Origin of the sequence: Vibrio wakamikoensis (genome assembly GCF_050337275.1) — a bacterium.
Lineage (GTDB): Bacteria > Pseudomonadota > Gammaproteobacteria > Enterobacterales > Vibrionaceae > Vibrio > Vibrio chaetopteri.
In genome coordinates this window covers 49,906-71,155 of the sequence record NZ_JAKJST010000033.1, presented here as the reverse complement: position 1 = coordinate 71,155, position 21,250 = coordinate 49,906, and the positions used below count along the sequence as shown (strand labels likewise).

Annotated in this window: 17 protein-coding genes, 1 rRNA gene and 1 riboswitch; of the genes, 5 read left to right on the top strand and 13 right to left on the bottom strand. The window is 45.7% G+C overall.

What is annotated here, in order from left to right:
• A 16S ribosomal RNA gene (locus L4C42_RS19440) occupies positions 1-427 on the bottom strand; the annotation flags it as partial.
• 625 nt (positions 428-1,052) lie between these two features.
• On the opposite strand from L4C42_RS19440, the gene L4C42_RS19435 reads away from it, so the two are divergent.
• Positions 1,053-1,508: an RNA-binding protein gene (locus tag L4C42_RS19435; RefSeq protein WP_353497367.1), complete on the top strand. Its 456-nt coding sequence runs from the start codon at positions 1,053-1,055 to the stop codon at positions 1,506-1,508.
• Here the strand turns inward: L4C42_RS19435 and murI are convergent.
• The 3 genes from murI to L4C42_RS19420 all read right to left on the bottom strand — a co-directional run bounded on the left by murI (position 1,471) and on the right by L4C42_RS19420 (position 4,899).
• A complete protein-coding gene (gene murI / locus L4C42_RS19430) occupies positions 1,471-2,262 on the bottom strand; it encodes a glutamate racemase (protein ID WP_429761636.1) in 792 nt (263 codons plus the stop codon). The genes L4C42_RS19435 and murI overlap by 38 nt on opposite strands.
• 87 nt (positions 2,263-2,349) lie before the next feature.
• Positions 2,350-3,006, bottom strand: coding sequence for a Dph6-related ATP pyrophosphatase (locus L4C42_RS19425; protein ID WP_429761635.1), 657 nt, complete (start codon positions 3,004-3,006; stop codon positions 2,350-2,352).
• Positions 3,007-3,042: 36 nt separating this feature from the next.
• Positions 3,043-4,899, bottom strand: coding sequence for a TonB-dependent receptor domain-containing protein (locus L4C42_RS19420; RefSeq protein ID WP_429761634.1), 1,857 nt, complete (start codon positions 4,897-4,899; stop codon positions 3,043-3,045).
• Positions 4,900-4,953: 54 nt separating this feature from the next.
• A riboswitch (cobalamin riboswitch) is annotated at positions 4,954-5,162 on the bottom strand.
• A 154-nt stretch (positions 5,163-5,316) separates the two neighbouring features.
• Here L4C42_RS19420 and trmA point away from each other — a divergent pair.
• Positions 5,317-6,426 (top strand): tRNA (uridine(54)-C5)-methyltransferase TrmA, encoded by a 1,110-nt coding sequence (gene trmA, locus L4C42_RS19415; RefSeq protein ID WP_353497371.1) that lies wholly within the window; start codon positions 5,317-5,319, stop codon positions 6,424-6,426.
• Positions 6,427-6,499: 73 nt separating this feature from the next.
• Here the strand turns inward: trmA and L4C42_RS19410 are convergent, their stop codons facing one another.
• Together L4C42_RS19410 and fabR are read right to left on the bottom strand one after the other, a co-directional pair.
• Positions 6,500-6,871 carry a YijD family membrane protein gene (locus tag L4C42_RS19410; protein WP_353497372.1) on the bottom strand — a complete coding sequence of 124 codons (372 nt, stop codon included), beginning with the start codon at positions 6,869-6,871 and terminating at the stop codon, positions 6,500-6,502.
• Entirely contained in the window at positions 6,871-7,512 is a 642-nt protein-coding gene (gene fabR / locus L4C42_RS19405; protein WP_338163261.1) for an HTH-type transcriptional repressor FabR, read from the bottom strand. Before fabR ends, L4C42_RS19410 begins: the two co-directional genes overlap by 1 nt.
• A gap of 383 nt (positions 7,513-7,895) precedes the next feature.
• Here fabR and sthA point away from each other — a divergent pair, with 383 nt between their 5' ends.
• A complete protein-coding gene (sthA, locus tag L4C42_RS19400) occupies positions 7,896-9,296 on the top strand; it encodes a Si-specific NAD(P)(+) transhydrogenase (protein WP_353497373.1) in 1,401 nt (466 codons plus the stop codon).
• Between the two features lie 86 nt (positions 9,297-9,382).
• On the opposite strand, the gene dinF is transcribed toward sthA, so the two are convergent.
• The 3 genes from dinF to L4C42_RS19385 all read right to left on the bottom strand — a co-directional run bounded on the left by dinF (position 9,383) and on the right by L4C42_RS19385 (position 13,087).
• Entirely contained in the window at positions 9,383-10,729 is a 1,347-nt protein-coding gene (gene dinF / locus L4C42_RS19395) for an MATE family efflux transporter DinF (RefSeq protein WP_353497374.1), read from the bottom strand.
• Between the two features lie 95 nt (positions 10,730-10,824).
• Entirely contained in the window at positions 10,825-11,637 is an 813-nt protein-coding gene (locus L4C42_RS19390) for a class I SAM-dependent methyltransferase (RefSeq protein ID WP_353497375.1), read from the bottom strand.
• Positions 11,638-12,469: 832 nt separating this feature from the next.
• Entirely contained in the window at positions 12,470-13,087 is a 618-nt protein-coding gene (locus L4C42_RS19385) for a c-type cytochrome (RefSeq protein WP_353497376.1), read from the bottom strand.
• A 195-nt stretch (positions 13,088-13,282) separates the two neighbouring features.
• On the opposite strand from L4C42_RS19385, the gene yihA reads away from it, so the two are divergent.
• Positions 13,283-13,951: a ribosome biogenesis GTP-binding protein YihA/YsxC gene (gene yihA / locus L4C42_RS19380; RefSeq protein ID WP_353497377.1), complete on the top strand. Its 669-nt coding sequence runs from the start codon at positions 13,283-13,285 to the stop codon at positions 13,949-13,951.
• Between the two features lie 454 nt (positions 13,952-14,405).
• On the opposite strand, the gene spfP is transcribed toward yihA, so the two are convergent.
• The 3 genes from spfP to hemB form a co-directional block, all read right to left on the bottom strand.
• On the bottom strand, positions 14,406-14,453 hold the full coding sequence (gene spfP, locus L4C42_RS23505) for a small protein SpfP (RefSeq protein WP_438356636.1): 48 nt from the start codon (positions 14,451-14,453) through the stop codon (positions 14,406-14,408).
• Between the two features lie 193 nt (positions 14,454-14,646).
• Positions 14,647-17,436: a DNA polymerase I gene (gene polA, locus L4C42_RS19375; RefSeq protein WP_418641801.1), complete on the bottom strand. Its 2,790-nt coding sequence runs from the start codon at positions 17,434-17,436 to the stop codon at positions 14,647-14,649.
• A gap of 656 nt (positions 17,437-18,092) precedes the next feature.
• A complete protein-coding gene (hemB, locus tag L4C42_RS19370) occupies positions 18,093-19,115 on the bottom strand; it encodes a porphobilinogen synthase (protein ID WP_429761633.1) in 1,023 nt (340 codons plus the stop codon).
• A gap of 132 nt (positions 19,116-19,247) precedes the next feature.
• On the opposite strand from hemB, the gene L4C42_RS19365 reads away from it, so the two are divergent.
• Positions 19,248-20,009, top strand: a complete 762-nt coding sequence (locus tag L4C42_RS19365) for a TatD family hydrolase (protein WP_429761632.1) — start codon at positions 19,248-19,250, stop codon at positions 20,007-20,009.
• A 410-nt stretch (positions 20,010-20,419) separates the two neighbouring features.
• Here L4C42_RS19365 and tatC read toward each other — a convergent pair whose 3' ends face one another.
• Complete coding sequence (gene tatC / locus L4C42_RS19360) at positions 20,420-21,172, bottom strand: twin-arginine translocase subunit TatC (protein ID WP_353497381.1); 753 nt, start codon at positions 21,170-21,172, stop codon at positions 20,420-20,422.
• Positions 21,173-21,250 lie beyond the last annotated feature (78 nt).

Sequence of the window (21,250 nt, the reverse complement as noted above, 5' to 3'; positions counted from 1 at the left end):
CCTTCTTCACACACGCGGCATGGCTGCATCAGGCTTGCGCCCATTGTGCAATATTCCCCACTGCTGCCTCCCGTAGGAGTCTGGACCGTGTCTCAGTTCCAGTGTGGCTGATCATCCTCTCAGACCAGCTAGGGATCGTCGCCTTGGTGAGCCATTACCTCACCAACTAGCTAATCCCACCTGGGCTAATCTTGACGCGAGAGGTCCGAAGATCCCCCTCTTTGGCCCGAAGGCATTATGCGGTATTAGCCATCGTTTCCAATGGTTATCCCCCACATCAAGGCATATTCCCAGGCATTACTCACCCGTCCGCCGCTCGACGCCGTTAACGTCACCCGAAGGGTCAGTTAACTCGTTTCCGCTCGACTTGCATGTGTTAGGCCTGCCGCCAGCGTTCAATCTGAGCCATGATCAAACTCTTCAATTTAAGATTTTGTTCGGCTCAATGAATACTGACTTCAAAACTCATCCTTACTCAARAGTAAGAAGTAATTTTAAAGCTATTATCGTTCCAACAGAACGATAATGAATTGACTGTGCCAAGACTAAGTTCTTTTACAAGAAAGTAATCTCGATTGGTCACTCAGTTCATTGAAAACCTAATTTGATACCGAGGTATCTAATTTGATTATCATCAACGAGTGCCCACACAGATTGATAGGTCTATATTTTTAAAGAACATTTTCTAACTTTCGAACCGCTTAGCGTCTCGTCGTTAGGGGTGCGTATCTTACGCTTCCCAGTTTGAGAGTCAAGCGTTTTTTCAAACTTTCTTTTCTCTCTCAACCGACTCCGCTTTGTGACTTTCGTCTCACTCCGTGTCGGTGAGGCGGCATTATAGAGATCACAGCATTGATGACAACCCTTTTTTTGAAATTATTTTCCGTTCGTTCAAAAAGCCATCAGACACGGTGTTTTTCGATAAAAATTCAACATTTGAAATACATCACACCAAATAATTGGAAAAATAACGCTCAACTACGTAATATTCCTATATCTATTTGTTAACGATAGATGCCATTATTCGTCAATAAGAAAAGTAGTACTTTAATATGGACTCCAATAAATCTCTTTTTCTAGTAATAGCGATCGCTATTTTGGGCGGTATTGTTTTTTCTCAGTTCGCCGACATCTCACCGGCTGTTGCTTTTGTGCTTGGTGTAGTAGCTACATTTTTCGTTGTTAAGTTTTCTTCTGCTACTCCAACCGTTTCGAAAGACAGTTCTCAATCAACAAAAACTCTTTACGTAGGTAACCTACCTTATAAAGCTAACGAATCTCACGTTAAGGATCTGTTCGCTGAATATGGGGAAGTATTTGCGGTAAGACTAATGAAGGATAAACGCACAGGTAAGCGTCGTGGATTTGGTTTCGTCGTAATGGCGAGCTCCGATGCCAAAGGGGCAATCGAAGCGCTCAATGAAAAGGACTATATGCAAAGAACGTTAAAGGTTCGCATTGCCAATGATCCTAAGCATCCTGAATCTGAATCAATTGAACAGGACTAAAGCCGAGATCGTCTAAGGCTTTGTTAAGTGCTTCTTCTTGTATAGGGGAAGCACTGCCAAACACCTCTTTGATCCCTACTCCTTCTTGATCGCCACTCTCTGCTAATAAGCTCACGACTCTACGAGCGATCGCCATACCCGAATCAATCAATTCGACACCTTTGCCTAGCACTTGCGATATCTCTTCTCGAATCAACGGAAAATGCGTACACCCCAATACGGCTACATCAATTACATCTACGAGTGGCTCTAGGATCTGATGCAAGTGAATCATGTCAGTGGGTTGACCTCTCAGCTTTTGCTCCGCCATATCCACCAGTTGACTGCTACCAAGCAGCTTTACATCTTTATCATCTGCAAAGTCTCGAATCAGATCATGAGTATACTGACGAGTAATGGTGGCAGGTGTGGCAATTAAACCGACGGCTTTTTTCGAAAGTAGAGAAGCGGGCTTGATTGCTGGTACGACACCGACAACCGGAATAGACAACACTTCTCTTAAATGAGGCAGCACGATGGTGCTCGCGGTATTGCAAGCGATAACGACGATATCAATGCGCTGGCGCTGCATCATCTGTTGAATAAGACGACAGGTACGATCAACCAATGTATCTGGTGCTAGCTCACCATAGGGATAGGCTTCGTTGTCGAATAAATAGAAGTAGTTTGCACACGGCAGCAAGTTTACTATCTCTTTATATACAGAGAGACCACCTACCCCGGAGTCAAATATCAAAATGTTATGTCTATTCATCGCGTATTTCACCGACAGTTGTCGTTATCTATCCGCCGACATGATACTCACTACTGGTTAAGCGGTAAACCTATCTGCTCTCGATGCCTACTTCACTTTGTACCTTAGATGGCTGAATCGCTCAGCGGTTTCTATCGATAAGGAGTCTATCTCTATGGGATGGCTAAAGTACTTTGAATTACACACTAAGGTGTGGAACTCACCATCTTCGCCACATGGGTCAACATTGTCTGGTAACTCCGTGATGAGGCTCTCGGTATAACGCGCACCGCATAAAGACTCCTGCAATACTTGCCTGTCTATTGTCACCAAGACTGTATCAATCCCTCTTTCTATTATCTCTTGAGCTAGCTCTTGGCTATTTTCACCAACTAAAGGAAAAACCGCTTCAAACCCAGCAGGCTCTACATAGCTCTTTCGATACTCTACGATGCCATTGCAGAACATGTCCCCGAAGGCGATACCGTCAACATTAAGTCCTGATGACTTCACGCCGTCTATTACTAGCGACTGGTATATGTCATTCGGCGGGAACACCTCCGGCAGTTCAATAGACACTAACGGCATACCTAATCTATCGGCTTGCATCTGAACAACTTCGAGAGGTGTGACTTGGAGAGGCACCTCACCGCTTACGTGAGTAGTGTAAAGACCTACAACATTGTATTCGGACGACTCCATAAGACGCTCAAAGGTCAATGTGGAATCTTTACCTGATGACCAGCTGATAATAATGTTTTTCATAAATAAAAAGGGGTGACGAGCACCCCTTATGTTTCCCTAGAATTGATAGTCTACGGTTGCAAAAACATTGCGCCCGTCTGCTTTGTAATAGTTTGTGCCTGAACCTAGAGCCGTGTAGATCTCTTCATCCAGTAAGTTATTGACTTTAACACTCACCGCTAGAGCCTCTGTCACCTTGTAGCCAGCACCTATATCAACCGTGGTATAAGCATCAAGAGTGCCGCCTACTTTATCTTTACGTTCACCTACGTAATTGGCTATCAAAGCCAATTCAAGATCGTTGAGTTGATAGGTCGAGACCAGCTTAAAGTTCTGTTTCGCGCGGCGAATCAGCTGAGAACCGTCTTTCTCATTTACTGGATTTTTAAAATCCGCTGATAACTGGTGTTGAACTCCCCAAGTAGCAAACTGCCCTTGGAGCTCAATACCTTCAACTGACGCTTCATCTACATTACTTGGCACATAGTTACCCGAATCATTCGGTGCCCAGTTAATCAAATCTTTGATATCCGATTTGTACGCGGTAATTTCCCATGTCATCCAAGACTGGTAACCCCTAACGCCAATTTCAGAAGACATGGAGGTTTCAGGCTTTAGCGATTCGTTACCCGCATTGGGCCAATATAGGTCATTGAACGTTGGTGCCTTAAAAGCAGTCCCTGAACTTGCCACGAGTTGAATCGTATCTAGCACAAAGTAACCTGCACCTAGATTCCAAGTGGTGTGTCCACCAAACGCGCTATCGTCATCGTGACGTGCACTCGCTTCAAGGGAAGCTTTGTTATACTCAAACAAAGCGCTCGCAAATGCAGCTTTGTTGTCTTTGGTTGTTTTGCCGTAGTCTGTGGTGTTGGAGCCACCGCGATTTGCTTTTTCCAGATAGTAATCTAAACCGGCATTAAGAGTTAGGTAGTCAAAACCGCTATAGCTGTTAAACCATAAAATAGAGTTTCGCGATGTGGTGAGTTCTGACTTAGCATTCTTACCTGCCGCATCTCCGTCTCGGCCTTGGTTATAGCTCGTACTCACCTGCAACTCGGAGTTGAATTGCTCCCTGTGGTAAAGAGCGGTGCCTGCGAGTGAATAGTTCGTGGATTCGCTCTCTTGCTTCGTTCCATCAAATGCATTGGCATACTCAACGTCTGATGCAGAACTCATACCATTCAGCTTTAACGTCCAGTTATCGTTGATACTATGGGCAAGATTGCCTATCACTACTTTCGAGTCATAACCGTGCTTGTCGCTCTCTGGTGCCATCTGATACACATTAAAGCCATCACTTCTCTCAGCTTGCAACGTAATGCCGCCAGACGTACTCTCCGAAATTTGCCCTGATGAGCGCCAGCCCAACTGCTTGGTATCGTGTGAACCGTAGCCAAGTCTCGCTTGATGATTGCGAGTCTTAGTCGCTGTTGTAATACTAATAACACCACCAATCGCGTCGGAGCCATAAACCGCAGCGCGTGGTCCTCTCACGACTTCAACTCTTTCAATCGCGTATGCTGGAATCAAACCAATCGATGCACCACCATTCGTAGCGGAGTTAAGTCGAACACCATCAAGGATCACTAGGGCGTGTTTCGTCAATGTGCCTCTAATGTAGATGCTTGTCTCTTGAGCATTGCCACCCGATGAATTGATTTCGATACCTGGAACGGTTCTTAGTACATCAAGAACACTGTTCGCCTTAATTTTTTCAATATCTTCGCGCGTAACAACCGTCGTAGGTGCTAACACCGAAGCTTTGCTTTGCTCTACACGGTTCGCCGTGACGACCATGGTCTCATCAGCCGATTTAGATTGATTACTTGAGCTTGTTACTTCTGCCAGTGAAAAAGAAGCATAAGAAGAGAGCGATGCAGTCACTGCTATCGCCAAACATGATTTGTTCATTTGTTGTGTTGTCCTAAATCGCGTAAGTCCTACCTACTCGAGCAATCCTTTTTCGCATCGAGTTGGCTGCTGGCAGGTATTCGGACTTAAGAGCACGAAACCATATTGGTTCCACCTACTGCCTCGACTTCCCGTTTATGTCAAACAGTGTCTTTTGAGGGGTTGTTCTCTCTTACCGCTGCGCGTCAGTTCTGGATTTGCACCAGATTCCCTTTTCAGTGAGATATCCATTTGATTCTCACACCAGCTAGGGGCCATGGTATTAACTGATTGATTATTTGTCCATAACGGATTGAACTAAGCTATAAGAGCACAGAGATAATGCGAGACAATTCTGGGAAAAACTGGACAACGACGGGAGATTGAATAAAATCTGCCCTCCTTAATACAACTCATTACCGACGATAGGCAACTACCATGGCAAATCTCGACTTCACACCAGAAGGCTATCAAATCCAGCTTGAAGAAAAATCTCAACGTTTGATCGATATGATGGCGCCGTATTCTGCTCCTGAACTCGAAGTATTTACTTCCCCAGAAAAGCACTATCGTATGCGTGCTGAATTCCGCGTTTGGCATGAAGGCGACGACATGTACTACATCATGTTCAACCAGGAAACGCGTGAAAAGTACCGAGTTGATCAATTCCCAGCAGCAAGCCGTCTTATCAATGACCTAATGCCACTGCTGATGGATGCGATGAAAGGCAACGAGGTATTACGAAAGAAACTGTTCCAAGTCGACTTTCTCTCAACCTTAAGCGGTGAGATCTTGGTATCTCTGCTCTACCACCGTCAACTGGATGATGCATGGAAAGAGCAAGCACAAGCACTGAAACAGCAGTTGAATGATGAAGGTTTCAAACTGAACCTGATTGGTCGTGCTCGTAAGATGAAAATCGTCATGGATCAAGACTATGTGGTGGAAACTCTGCATGTTAATGGTCAGCCATACCACTATCAGCAAGTGGAAAACAGCTTCACGCAACCCAATGGTCCTGTCGCGCAAAAGATGTTGGAATGGGCTGTTGATTGTACCCAAGACAGCAAAGGTGATTTGCTAGAGCTTTACTGTGGTAACGGCAACTTCTCATTGGCATTGGCACAAAACTTCGAGCGAGTCCTTGCGACGGAGTTGGCGAAGCCTTCAGTAGAATCGGCGCAATACAACATTGCAGCCAACAAGATTGATAATGTACAAATCATTCGCATGTCAGCGGAAGAGTTTACTGAGGCTATGGAAGGCAAACGTGAGTTCCGACGTTTGCAGCAGCAGAATGTCGATCTAAAAAGCTACAACTGCAACACGATTTTCGTTGATCCACCGCGTGCAGGTATGGATATCGATACCTGTAAAATGGTTCAAGGCTACGAGCGCATTCTGTATATTTCATGCAATCCAGAAACCTTGAAAGACAACTTGGACGTGCTGGGTGAAACGCACCACATTACGCGATTTGCTCTATTCGATCAGTTCCCGTTTACTCATCATATTGAAGCGGGCGTATTACTTGAGCGCAAAGCCTAATCAATAACAAACAAAAAACGAGCCAACTGGCTCGTTTTTTTATGCTCGCGCTCTACGAATAGAGACCAACAAATTAAGCTTCTTTGAGGATGTAGCCCATCTTTTTACCAATCCAGAATAGCAGTACCAAGACGACTACGATGGCGATGAAGTTGGAACCAGCATCAGGGTATTGCGCCTTCGTAAACGCAGAGTGACCAAACGCACCTACGAAGAATGCCGCAAGACCAACCATTGGGAAGTCTTCTGGAATTGGGTTTCTTAGATACTCTTGATACAGAGCCTGAACTGACAGCACGAGTGCAATCAGTGGAAAAATCGAGAATGCCACTTCGCTGATGGTGAGCCAAGACAACATTGCGTTACCACACATACCTGCAATCAGAGCAAGTACGAGTGTTTTTTTTCCGCTTTCGCGGTTTTCGGAGGACACTTCATTGGACATTATTTGGACCCTTCTTTTTGACGGTTTCTTTCACGTTCTTTGCGATACCAGTGTGCACCCTTGGCCACTATCCTTAATTGGACAATCAGCCTCTCCGCCAGTTCATATCTTTCTTTTTTGCTAAGATCTAACGCCTCTGCACCTGAACTGAACACGAGAATGACAGAAGCTTCCGCTTGGGCAAATGCTTCGTCACGGTCCATACCTGTGCTAACCAAATATTCAGTTAGCTCAGCCGAAAAGTGTTGGATCTCTCGAGCCACTGCGGCTCGAAAGTCAAAAGAGGTGCCAGAACGCTCCCTTAATAATAGGCGGAACACGTTGGGACTGCTTTCAATGAACTCCATAAACGTTTCGACTGAAGTACGGATCACACTGCCTTCTTTGACAATACGTTGGCGCGCTTGTCGCATTAACTGCCTTAGCAGTAGGCCTCCTTCATCTACCATGGTCAGCCCCAGCTCATCCATATCTTTAAAATGACGATAGAAAGAAGTTGGAGCAATACCGGCTTCGCGCGCGACTTCGCGCAGGCTCAAATTCGAAAAGCTGCGATCGGCACTAAGCTGGCTAAAAGCAGCATCGATCAATGAACGACGCGTTTTTTCTTTTTGTTGTGCACGAATACCCATTGATTTCATGTTTAACCTAGGTGCTCTTATTGGTTACCATCGATGACGGTAATTGAGGGAGTGGAGGTAATATAGCGCGAATAGTCACTTTGTATAAGTGTATGGCTGGCGATTTTGCTAAAAAACCTATACGCATCTCACTTCATTTACTCAGCATTATGCTTGAACAAGTTTCATTATTTTGCATACATCAAACGTTTATCCGATGCTAACTCTCAATAAAACTGCGTGATCTTTCACACTCTATTCACGCAGTCATATTTACCAACGTTAATAATCCGTTAAAATCTCGCCATTGCCAGTCTATGAATTGCACTCATCACTCCTGCCCTACTTGTCGCTATTAATGCTGAACGTTTTGTAGAGAGTGAGAGGAACTACGAGGATACTATATGAGTCGCGCTAAACATTTTGATGCCATCGTAATCGGCAGTGGCCCAGGTGGTGAAGGGGCTGCGATGGGGCTAACTAAAGCTGGCCTCAACGTTGCGATCATCGAAAAAGAGAGCAGCGTCGGTGGTGGTTGCACCCACTGGGGTACCATACCTTCAAAAGCACTGCGTCATGCGGTCAGCCGTATCATTGAGTTCAACAGCAACCCACTGTTTTGTGGTAACAACACCAGCCTGCACTCGACGTTTTCCAATATTTTGGGACACGCAAAAACCGTTATCGATAAGCAAACCCGACTGCGCCAAGGCTTCTATGACCGAAATGAGTGCACCTTGCTATACGGAACGGCACGCTTTGTCGATACTCACAGCCTAGAGGTCACTAAGTCCGATGGTACTATCGATACTTATACGGCCGACAAGTTTGTGATTGCAACCGGTTCAAGACCGTATCGCCCTGCTGATGTCGACTTTAATCACCCACGTGTTTACGATAGCGATTCAATTCTTTCTCTTGAGCACGACCCTAGACACATTATTATTTACGGTGCCGGTGTCATTGGTTGTGAGTATGCGTCTATCTTCCGTGGCTTGGATGTAAAAACCGATCTCATCAACACCCGTGAGCGACTTCTGGCGTTCCTAGATAACGAGATGTCAGACTCTTTGTCCTATCACTTCTGGAACAGCGGCATGATGATCCGAAACGATGAAACCTACGCCAAGATCGAAGGTACCGAAGACGGCGTCATCATCCACCTCAACTCAGGCAAGAAGATGCGCGCGGATTGCTTACTGTATGCCAATGGTCGAACAGGTAACACTGACGCACTCAATCTGGATGCCGTTGGACTAGTCGCGGATTCTCGCGGCCAGCTCAAAGTCGACACCAACTACCAAACCGACATCGACCATGTCTATGCTGTGGGGGATGTGATTGGCTACCCAAGCTTAGCGAGTGCGGCATACGACCAAGGCCGATTCGTAGCTCAAGCGATTACTCAAGGTGAAGCTGAAGGTAAGCTAATTGAAGATATTCCGACAGGTATCTACACCATTCCAGAAATCAGCTCTGTGGGTAAAACTGAGCAAGAGCTGACTGAAGCCAAGATTCCGTACGAGGTAGGACGCTCGTCATTCAAACACCTTGCGCGTGCACAGATCGCCGGTAAAGACGTGGGAAGTTTAAAAATACTCTTCCACCGCGAGACCAAAGAAATCTTGGGCATTCACTGTTTTGGTGAGCGTGCGGCAGAAATCATCCACATCGGCCAGGCCATCATGGAGCAAAAAGGCGAAGCGAATACCATCGAGTACTTCGTTAACACCACCTTTAACTACCCGACCATGGCAGAAGCCTATCGTGTTGCTGCGCTCAATGGTTTAAACCGTCTGTTCTAACCTAATTGCAGTGCATAGCACTTTAGACCAATACAACAAAGGCGACATCATGTCGCCTTTGTTTTTCCTTCTACGCAGATGAAACGCTAAGCCAGTAAAAACTGACCGCGACGCCACTGGTAAATAAATATCACCGCCAACCCCAGACCTCGAATACCCATAAAGCTGAGCATCGCGAACCAAAGTGCATGATTTCCTAAACTGCTGGCGGCAAAAAACAAAGCAAAGAAACAACACGTGGCGGCAAACATACTATTGCGCATATCTCTGCCTTTTGTCGCGCCCACAAAAATACCATCAAATAGAAAGCACCACATGGACACCAGCGGCATAGCAACCAGCCAAGGTAAGAAGAATTCCGCTTGCGTTTGCACTGCGGCGATGGAAGTAATCATCGCAATCAAATCACTCCCTAAACCTGCAAATACCAGTGTCAGCAGCACACAAATAACCGCACTCCAGAAAAAGGTCACGACAAGCGAATCAATGAGCTGACTGCGACTCTTGGCACCAATCGCTTTGCCTACCATAGCTTCCATAGCGTAAGCGAAACCATCCATGCCATAAGAAATGAGCATCAAGAAGCTCATCAATACCGCATTCGCCGCGACGATATCATCTCCAAATGCTGCGCCCTGAAAGGTCATAAAACTAAAAGTAGCTTGTAGGCACAATGAACGAAGAAAGATGTCACGATTGAGCTTCACAAAACGTCCAATATCCTGACTCACATCAGAGGCCAATTGCAGCACATTTGGCAGGACTCTTTGACGCCAAGTGCGCGCGGCACACCATAGGCCAAATGCACAACCTGAGTAGTCAGCAATGACCGACGCCAAGGCCGCGCCTTCGACTTTCCACCCCAAACCAATGACAAACAAGACATCAAGGCCGATATTTACCAGGTTAGTAATGATCACCATCCACATTGGCGCTTTCGCGTTTTGTGTCCCTAGTAACCAGCCAAGAAGCACAAAATTCATCAACGCTGCAGGGGCACTCCAAGCTCTTATCGCAAAATACTGATAACCATAATGCTTCACTTCTTCACTGGCAGAGCTAAACGAAAAAATAACATCAGCGAGAGAGGTATGCACGAGTAAGAACAGCGCAGCAAACCCCAATGCCATAAGACTCCCCTGCAAAAACACCAGCGCAAGCTGGCGCGTATCATTAGCGCCATAACTTTGAGCGGCGAGGCCTGTGGTCGACATTCTCAAAAAACCCAGCAGCCAGAAGGTGACACTTATCATGGTGCTGCCAAGCGCAACGCCACCTAAATACCAGGCGTGCTCTAGGTGGCCAATCACAGCGGCGTCAACCAGTCCTAATAGCGGGACAGTAATATTGGATAGCACCATAGGAATGGCCAATAGCAAGACTCGGCGGTGCAAGGGCAGATCAGACAAAATGGTAATTGATTGTTGAAACACGAACACTCCAGCACGTCGAGACTCCACTAGAAATGCTTTAGTGGAAAGGATACTTGAAGCGCTATAGTAACGTTATTTACAGGCGAGCACCGCAACTACCACTCAATATTGACGATGTTCGGCGTGAGACGATGTCGATAGATGGGCAGCTTCGCCACCACTCGCTGCCAACGAGACCAGCGTTGACAATGCTTGTCGATGGGCGATTCAATCGAGACTTTGTATGTCCACGGTAGCCAATGAAGCAACTTATCAAGCGGCTTTCTCATGCCATGTTGATAACGCTCACACCCCATCTTTTGCCCTAAGTGACTCGCTGTGAGGTCACCGGCCAGCACCAAGCAGGCTTTGGCATGTTGAAAGTGACACCCGATGGCTTGCACAAAGTGCGCTATTCGAGTCTCAGTTTGTTCCAGTAGAGCATGTTCACATACAACTAGAATCGGTTTGTCGGCAGGAATCAATAGCGTCGACAACCAGCTCATATCATCAATCGAGCCACAGATGAGTGAGTACCGCTCGCTTTTGTGAAACAACCGTTGGCGCCACACCAAATGCTCATTGGTATCGACTTCAAGCCAATGACAGCGGCCATTGTCCAAACGGTAGAAACGGGTATCAAGGCGCGCGCCGACATTAATAACCCAACCATCAGGGTTGGTCTCAAGAAATCGCTTTACTTGCAAATCGCAAAGCTGAGTTAAGGTGGCATGCAATAACTGACTTTGGTCAACGTTACCCGTGAGGCAATCGGGCGCCAGTTGGCAACGGCGACATGCATGGGCAGCGATGGGGTCATAGATGATGCCATCATCCAGCAAACTTTCACGACTGCGAAACCACAGCGGCTTGAGCAGTTTGCTCGGTACATCTAAGGGAACGCTTTGATGATTGTTTCGATTGTCCATACTGCCTCCATGCATAGAGGCATCGATGATAATCGTTCTCAACAATCATTTCAAGGCAAATGAAATTAGTTATCATTTACATGTCAATTTCAGACGTAAAAAAAGCGACAGGCGGACCTGTCGCTTTCCATCACCATAGGGGTGAAATTGTTGGCACTCTTTGAATGCCTCACAAATATCCATTTGTTATTTGTGCTTCCACTGCTAATTCTTGTTTGTCATCGTCCTGATGCGTTTTCACGATCCCTGGCAAAACCTTTTGCTCGAGTTCTTCCTAAACCCTGTCCATTTGTTTTCTCATCCTGAGAATAGTCGATCATCCGTATCTGCCCACACTCCGAGTCTGAGCAATATCCTTATTATTATTTTTGGCGCTCCTCGCCAAACATCCTTGAAGACCTTCTTGGTCTGAAATCCTTGTGTCAGCATCCTGTCGACAAGGAACAATTTACCTGACTCAGAATGGAAGACAACCAAGCACAACGTTTTTTCTAGTTCGCAACAATACACAAACAATTAAAGCAATATAAATCATAAACTTAATAATTATTAACGGAAATTTTGCGCTAACAAGTATGGCAAATATCTCACAAAGCATCTGGATAACTCGCCAATCACGCTCAAAGAGCATCAAGATCGAAGTGAGATCTGAATCACCCAGTGCGTGACACCACTACCAACAGATCTACCAACAACAACGCTACCCAAGCACCAAAAACAACAATGCCCCTTCATCAGAAGAGGCATTGCAAGCTCGGTTTGGCGTTAAAGAAACCCGTTTAGACATTAAACAAACTAGGTTAGGCTGCTAGTTTTTGTAACGCGGTTCGGATTAGTGAAGACCGCCCACGTATTTAGAAAGAACGTCGATATCTTCGTCGTTCAGCTTTTTGGCGATATCACGCATCATAGCGTTCATGTCGTTGGCACGATCGCCGCTGCGGAATTTCTCTAGTTGTGATTTCACATAATCAGCATGCTGACCAGAAATTTTAGGGAATCCTGATAGCTCAGTGCCGTTACCACGAGGGCCGTGACAAGCAATACACGCGGTAATTCCACGCTCAGCATCACCAGCGGTGTAAAGAACTTTACCCACTTCGACCACATTTTCAGGGGTACTATTGGCTGCGATTGGCATAGACGCATAGTAAGCCGCAAGATCCGCCATATCTTCCTCAGACAGTGGCATTGCCATACCACTCATCACAGGATCATAACGACCTTGTTTACCGCCACTTGTCATACCAAGCTTTAGGTCTTTCAGTTGTTTTTCAATATATTTTGCGTGCTGTCCTGCGATGCTTGGGTACATCGTTAGCAGACTGTTACCGTCCGCTCCATGACACGCTACACACGTTTGGGATTTTGCTTTACCAGCTTCAATATCGCCTTGGGCCCATACTGAGCAGCTGACTACAAGACTCAAGATTAGCGCTAATTTTTTCATGACATTCCATTATAATTATCAAGCTTCCAGTACCACTATACGCCTCGCTAAACCCTACAGATTGGTGTCAAAGGGACAAAATAAGGTAACGCGGGCAATTAATACCGATCATGGTACAATGTGTGGCCATATGCCGAGCACGGTTATTTTACACAATTTCACAAAAAAGTAATCAATCGACTACACAAAGTCGAGATGGAGTTAACAGTGAGCGTAAAAATTCATTATCAAAACACGCATTTCATTACAAGTGCACCCGATATTCGTCACTTGCCAGAGGATGAAGGGATCGAAATTGCGTTTGCAGGACGCTCCAATGCAGGTAAATCCAGTTCACTGAACCGCCTTACTAACCAAAGAGCGCTGGCGAAAACCAGTAAAACACCAGGCCGTACCCAATTGATTAACCTTTTCAAGGTTGACGAAGGTTGTCACATCGTTGACTTACCTGGATACGGCTTTGCTCAAGTTCCTCTTGAGATGAAAAAGAAATGGCAAAAATCGCTAGGCGAATATTTGCAGAAACGTCGTTGCCTGAAAGGCCTAGTGGTACTGATGGACATTCGTCACCCAATGAAAGATCTTGACCAGCAGTTAATTGAATGGGCTGTTGAGTCTGGTATTCCAGTTCAGGTTCTTCTGACGAAAGCAGACAAATTGAAAAGTGGTGCTCGCAAAGCACAAGTGTTGAAGATACGTGAGGCAGCACTGGCGTTTGGCGGTGATGTGCAAGTCGATCCGTTTTCGTCACTAAAAGGCATCGGTGTTGATCAATTACGAAATAAACTCGACACCTGGTTTGCGCCAGCGTTTGCACACCTTGAGCAATCTGACGATTTAGAAGGTGGTGAGCAAGACGCTTAACTATCTTTGGTGGTAAACTATCTTTTAGTGGTAAAACTATCTTTCGGTAGTAAAACATCGTTCTACAGAAACAAAACGCCCCGCCTTCCTGGCAGGGCAATGGGAGAGAGAAGATTTAGTATTATTGTTTGTTCCAAGCATCTATGAAGCTTTCAAACAATGCAATCACCAGCCATACAAAGTGTGAGCTAGTCTTCTCTTACCATCCCAATTCCCACAATACTCACAACCCAATAAAGTCTTATATTTCAGATAGTAAAACCCTGGTTACTCGCTGCTTTTCTACGCTTGATTCTAGTTGAGAATTATACAAAGTGTGAAGGTCGTTTAATTACAGAATTTGGTAATCAAATGTCGTAATGACGAAGAGAGAAAAGTGAGAAGAAGGGCGCTAAAAAATTTTCTTTGCCACAAGAAAAAACGCCCCAGTCAAATACTGACTGGGGCGGCTGAATCAGCCTAATCCAATAACGTGAAACAAAAGGTCTGAAAGATAGAACATCTTACCTCTGTACCCTACGCGTTCTAATGTACAACAAGTGATCAGAAAATGAAACTATTTTTGTAGTTTTTTTTCATGAAGTTTTTGTTAATAGACATAAGTCGCTTAGATGCATGAACTTTTTTAACATCAAAAAAAAGCCAGCGACTGTGCGCTGGCTCATGTTAATTTAATAATTTAGCTCAAAATATGACTAATGAGCCTGATCCCAGTTGTCTCCGTGACCAGAGTCAGCAACAAGTGGAACAGCCAATTCTGCTGCAGATTCCATCAATTTTTGTACTTTACTTTCAATTTCGCCTAAAGATGACGATTCCACTTCAAAGACCAGTTCATCGTGCACTTGCATCAGTAGTTTCACCTTGCCATCACCTTCAGCTTGGATCCATTCATCCACCAACAACATCGCTTTCTTAATGATGTCCGCGGCAGTACCTTGCATTGGCGCATTGATTGCCGCACGCTCCGCCGCTTTGCGACGCATACCATTACGAGACTTAATCTCAGGTAAGTGCAGTCTGCGGCCAAAGATGGTTTCAACGTAGCCTTTCTCACTCGCTAACGCTCGCGTGTCTTCCATATACTGCATCACGCCTGGATAACGCTCGAAGTAAGTATCCATATATTGCTGCGCCTCACCACGAGGAATACCGAGCTGCTTAGACAGACCAAACGCACTCATGCCATAGATAAGTCCGAAGTTAACCGCTTTGGCACGGCGACGCTGTTCACTGGTGACTTGCTCAATATCGACACCAATGATCTCCGCCGCTGTGGCAGCGTGGATATCTTTACCTTGTCTAAACGCATCCAGTAGCGCCTTATCACCTGACAAGTGCGCCATGATACGAAGTTCAATCTGAGAGTAATCCACCGCAAGGATCTTCCAGCCATGCGGAGCCACAAACGCCTGACGAATGCGTCGGCCTTCATCGTTACGGATAGGAATATTCTGCAAGTTTGGATCGGTCGATGACAAACGACCGGTTGCAGTGACAGCCTGATGATAAGACGTGTGTACTCGACCCGTTTCTGGGTTGATCATCTTCGGTAGCTTGTCTGTGTAGGTGGACTTGAGTTTAGCTAGGCCGCGATACTCCAAAATCAACTTAGGCAGTGGGTAATCCAACGCCAACTCTTGCAGCACCTCTTCATTGGTAGAAGGTGCGCCTGATGGCGTTTTCTTAAGTACCGGCAAGCCCATTTTCTCAAAGAAGATCGCTTGCAGCTGCTTAGGCGAGCTCAAGTTAAACTCTTCGCCAGCAATCTCATAGGCTTTCTGCTCCAGCTCATCAAGACGCGCCGCGATCTCTTGAGATTGAGCGCCCAAAAGCATGTCATCAATCAGTACACCGGTGCGCTCGATACGAGATAACACAGGCACCAACGGTACTTCGATGTCTTGATAGACACGATTCAGTGCTTCGTTTTTCTCAAGCTCTGCATTGATGCGCTGGTGAAGACGCAAAGTCACATCCGCATCTTCTGCCGCGTATGGTGCTGCCTGATCCATCTCGATTTGGTTGAAAGTCAGTTTCGATTTGCCTTTACCGGCAATTTGCTCGAATGAGATGCAGCTATGCTGCAAAAAGCGCAGTGCCAAGCTGTCCATATCGTGCTTACCGCCGACGCTGTTGTAGACGTAAGAAGCAAGCATGGTGTCGTATTTAATGCCCTTAAGCTCAATACCATAGCGTGTAATCACACTGGCGTCATACTTCAGGTTTTGACCGACTTTCACTACGTTGTCGTCTTCAAGCAACGGCTTTAATTGCTCAAGAACCCAATCACGGTCAAGCTGCTCTGGTGCGCCCATGTAGTCGTGAGCAACAGGCAGATAAGCGGCCACGCCTTCTTCGGTCGCAAACGACAGACCGATAAGATTCGCCACCATATAATCTAAGCTGTCCGTCTCAGTATCAAACGCAATCACAGAAGCCGATTTTAGCTTCTCTAGCCACTCAGCAAACTGCTCTTCGGTTAGGATGGTTTCGTACTGGCTGCGGTCAATTTTTACTGCTGATGTGTCCATCGCTGGAGCATCATCATCGCTAGAAATACGTTTTGCTGCACTCTCCACCGCTTGCACTTCACCTGTGCCGCCTTCAAGAAGCTCATTGAGCCAAGATTTAAAGGTCAATTGGCCGTACAGCTTGGTCAGCTCATCAACGTTTGGTGTCTCTTTCAGCAGAGATTCAGGCGTGCAATCGAGTTCCACATCCAGTTTGATGGTCGCCAGATCATAAGAAAGTAATGCATTTTCTTTGTTCTCGGTAAGCTTCTTAGCCATGGTTTTTGAACCACGAAAGCCAAGAGGGGCGATATCATCGAGTCTATCGTATAGGTCTTTAATGCCGCCGATACCTTGCAATAGTGCTGTTGCTGTTTTGTCACCTACGCCTGGTACACCTGGGATGTTATCCACTTTATCGCCCATCAGTGCCAGATAGTCGATAATAAGCTCAGGTGGAATACCAAACTTATCCACTACGCCTGCTCTGTCCATCACCACATTGGTCATGGTGTTGATAAGGGTAACGTTGTCATCAACCAGTTGAGCCATATCTTTATCGCCCGTGCTGATCAATACTGGCATACTCGCTTGTGAAGCTTGATGCGCCAAAGTACCAATGACATCATCCGCTTCCACGCCAGGTACACAGATAAGCGGTAGACCCATAGCACGAATCACTTTATGCAAAGGTTCAATTTGGCAACGAAGATCATCCGGCATAGGCGGACGGTTTGCCTTGTACTCAGGGTACATATCATCACGGAATGTTTTGCCTTTGGCATCAAACACCACCGCGATACGATCAGAGGCAAACTGACGCATCATGCTTCTTAGCATGTTAACAACACCGTAAACCGCATTGGTTGGGATTTCGCCATTGCTCATCGTTTCTGGATAAGCATGAAATGCTCGATAGAGATAAGAAGAACCATCGATAAGGATCAATGGGTTGTCTGGTATTTGCGCCATGTTTAGTCGTCCAAAATTTTTGGTAGTGATCTATAAGGATGCCATGACTCGCAGCGCGATGCTACGCTCTTTCACTGTCTATATACACAGTTACCAAATTAAACTGCGCTCTCGCACCCCTCAGCCTGTGGATAAATCTGTTTATAGAGTTGTTTTAACAAATGATAAAGTTATTCAAGGTCATCAAAAAACAAATATAAGCCACTGTAATTAAAGCATTAAATATCAGATCCCCCACCCTTCCCATGATCCTTCTCGGATCATGCCATGTGGAAAACCTAATTTTGCGTTTAATGTCAGCGATAGGATTATATTCTAGTCAGAGTGTGCAATTAATCTGCAAAGAGTAGATAGAAAAAAAGCGACACCAAAGGTGTCGCCTAGCAATAATTTAAGGAGGTTATCTCGTTTAACGAGTACGGCTAACCAACCAAAAGCTATAAATACACTGGAAGCAATGTGAGCAATGTCGTGTCAAAAAAGAACCGATTAAGTGAACTGAGCCATGTCGCTAGTTGTTTAACCTTTTCCCTTAGGACGAGTTAATAGTAATCATTCTCATTTAATGCGTCAACCACTAATTGAGAATATTTATCATTTAATTTCTGAGCACAAAAAAACCGGCGTAATGCCGGCTTCTAATGTCGCGATGTTTATTAATCTTGCTGGCTATCTTGTGCCAACCACTCCGCCACATCTTTGGCAAAGTAAGTCAGAATGCCATCCGCACCGGCGCGCTTAAAGCACAGCAGTGATTCAAGTACCGTTTCACGCTCTTTTAGCCAACCATTTTGAATCGCGGCTTTGTGCATTGCATACTCACCAGAGACTTGATAAGCAAACGTCGGTACCTGAAGCTCGCTTTTCACACGACGCACCACGTCTAGGTATGGCATACCTGGCTTGACCATCACCATATCCGCACCTTCATTGATGTCCATCGCAACTTCATGCAAGGCTTCATCACTGTTGGCAGGATCCATCTGGTAATTTTTCTTATCACCGCCCTTAAGGTTGGAGGCCGAACCGACAGCATCTCGGAATGGACCATAGTAGTTTGATGCATATTTCGCCGAGTAAGCCATGATCTGTGTATGTACATGACCCGCTTCTTCTAACGCTTCACGAATACGACCAATACGACCATCCATCATATCCGACGGCGCAACGACATCTACGCCAGCTTCTGCATGGGACAAGGCTTGTTTGATGAGCACATCAGTAGTTTCATCATTCTGTACGTAACCATCTTCATCGATAATGCCGTCTTGACCATGAGTCGTAAACGGATCTAACGCTACGTCTGTGATTACGCCCATTTGTGGCACATTTTCCTTTAGTGAGCGCACAGCGCGCTGCACCAAGCCTTCTGGATTATAGGCTTCCGCCGCACAGAGACTTTTTGCATCTTGGTTAACTACTGGGAACAGCGCAATGGCAGGTACGCCCAGTTTTGCTAGATATTCGGCTTCTTCTAGCATCAAATCAATAGAAAGACGCTCAACCCCAGGCATGGACTCCACTGTTTCGCGGCGATTTTTGCCCATTAGAATGAACATTGGGTAGATCAAGTCATCCACCGACACCTTATTCTCTGCCATTAAACGTCGGCTAAAGTCATGTTTGCGCATACGGCGCATACGGCGTGCTGGAAATTGACCTTGAATCGATACAGACACCTTTCTCTCCTTGTCTGGAAAAATGCGAAAATCAAGCATATCACTCTCGCATGTTCATGCTAGTAGTAAAATTGGAAAATGCTAAACCACAAACGATATACTGAACATATTACTCACCAAATTTAGTTAGCCATGATAGATACACACGCCCATATTTACGCCTCTGAATTCGACCAAGACCGTGATGAAGTGGTACAGCGCGCACTTGATGCCGGTATTGAGCATATTTTGCTACCCAACATCGATCTCGACTCCATTGAGCCAATGCTGGCTACCGAAGCGGCTTATCCTCAAGTATGCCGCTCGATGATGGGTCTGCATCCATGCTATGTCGATGCTAATGTCGATCAAACGCTCGACACCATCCATTCTTGGTTCGACAAGCATAACTTTATTGCTGTAGGTGAAATTGGTATCGACTTGTACTGGGATAAAACCTACCGCAAGGAGCAGGAGCATGCCTTCATCACTCAGTTGAATTGGGCCAAAGAGATGGATCTGCCTGTAGTGATCCATACACGAGATTCGATTGAAGAAACTTTGGCTCTACTTAGATCAGAGCAAAACGGCGACTTGTGCGGCGTGTTCCACTGCTTCGGCGGCACAATTGAAGAAGCGAAAGCCATTAACGCTCTTGGCTTTCACCTTGGCCTAGGTGGTGTCTCTACCTTTAAAAATTCAGGCATGGACAAAGTGATTCCTGAGCTAGATTTGAGCAAAGTGATTCTAGAAACCGACTGCCCTTACCTAGCACCAGTGCCACATCGTGGAAAACGCAATGAGCCTGCGTATACTGAACTGGTGCTAAAACGCATAGCGGATCTCACCGAATTGAGTAGTAAAAAAGTGGCACAGATAACAACAAACAATGCAAAATCACTGTTTTCATTGTAGTTTTTCATAATTTATTACTCATTCCGTGACGGAGATCGAGTTTGGTGTACACAAGACAACCTCAAGTTAACGTAGAATATGCATCAATTTTATATGCCACTACCGACAAAGGAAACGTGGCAGAGATCACGCAGTTCTATCTCGGAGGTGGAGTATGTGCCAACATGGAAATCTATTACAACGTCAGCATCGCACATTTTGGCAAAAGCTAATGGGCGTGAAAGAAGTGTATGTATGCTCTAATTGCGGTTACGTTCTGAAAATCCGCTAACCTCAAAGCTCAGTTGTCAGAATGAAGAAGCCAGTATTACTGCAACAAAGATTGCCACGACAAAGAATGCAGAGAAAAAAATAGCGGCCTAGGCCGCTATTTTTACATCTAAGATGATGTCATCAATCCATCACAAGCTTTACTCTTGCTCAGCCTCTTCGCTGTCATCTGTCTTACGTGTATAGAAGCGTGCAAAGAACAGTCCCACTTCAAACAGCAAACACATAGGAATCGCTAGCAGAGTTTGCGAAATCATATCCGGCGGAGTGAGGAGCATCCCCACGATAAACGCTCCAACTACGATATACGGACGCTTTTGCTTCAAGCTTTCAACATCCGTCGCCCCTGTCCAACACAACAAAATAATGGCCACAGGTACTTCAAACGCAATACCAAATGCCAAAAATAGCGCCAATACAAAATCCAGATAGCTGGAGATATCGGTCGCGAATTCTACGCCGCCAAGCGATATCGCGGTGAAAAAGCCAAACACCAGCGGAAATACCACAAAGTACGCAAACGCAACGCCGCAATAAAACAGCAGCGAGCTCGAGAACATCAATGGCATGACCAGCTTTTTCTCATGCTTGTACAAGCCAGGTGCGACAAAAGCCCATACCTGATAAAGAATATAAGGCACGGCCACAAACACCGATGCGATCAAAGTAAGTTTGAGCGGAGTGAAGAATGGCGACGCTACGTCGGTAGCAATCATGGTCGCCCCCTCTGGTAATCTTTCTACCAAAGGCTTAGAAACGAAATCGTAAATATTGCCAGAGAAATAGACCAAGGCTAAGAACACCACCAACACAGCGACAATCGCACGCAGCAGTCGGTTACGAAGCTCTAACAGATGGCTAATCAAAGGCTGTGTCTGTTCGACGGAAGACATGAAAACCTCGAATAAAATACCGTGAAGATGAGCAAACTAAAGGCCCATCCACGGGAGACATATATACAGACAAGGGCT